The sequence below is a fragment of the Bradyrhizobium sp. NBAIM18 genome, assembly GCF_020193825.1.
GTDB lineage: Bacteria > Pseudomonadota > Alphaproteobacteria > Rhizobiales > Xanthobacteraceae > Bradyrhizobium > Bradyrhizobium yuanmingense.
In genome coordinates, this window is the sequence record NZ_JADYVO010000078.1 from 1 (window position 1) to 400 (window position 400).

The following is a 400-nucleotide window of genomic DNA, read 5'->3' on the forward strand; positions in this document are numbered from 1 at the left end:
TTTTAGAAGTGTCATGGATACCAATGATTTCAACTTCTTCACCAACTTTGATTTGACCACGTTCAACACGGCCTGTAGCAACAGTACCACGACCAGTGATTGAGAATACGTCCTCAACTGGCATCATGAATGGTTTGTCAGAATCACGTTCTGGAGTTGGAATGTAGTCATCAACTGCTTGCATTAATTCTAAGATTTTTTCTTCGTATTGAGCATCGCCTTCTAAAGCTTTTAATGCTGAACCAGCGATTACAGGTACATCGTCACCTGGGAAGTCGTATTCAGATAATAAGTCACGTACTTCCATTTCAACTAATTCTAATAATTCTTCATCGTCAACCATGTCAACTTTATTTAAGAATACTACTAATGCTGGTACACCAACGTTACGTGATAAAAG

The 400-nt window shown here is 38.5% G+C and carries 1 protein-coding gene; it reads right to left on the reverse strand.

The window, feature by feature from the left end; translation table 11 throughout:
* The coding region (locus I6F17_RS37485; RefSeq protein WP_249782831.1) for a GTP-binding protein at window positions 1-400 on the reverse strand (400 nt) is incomplete at both ends.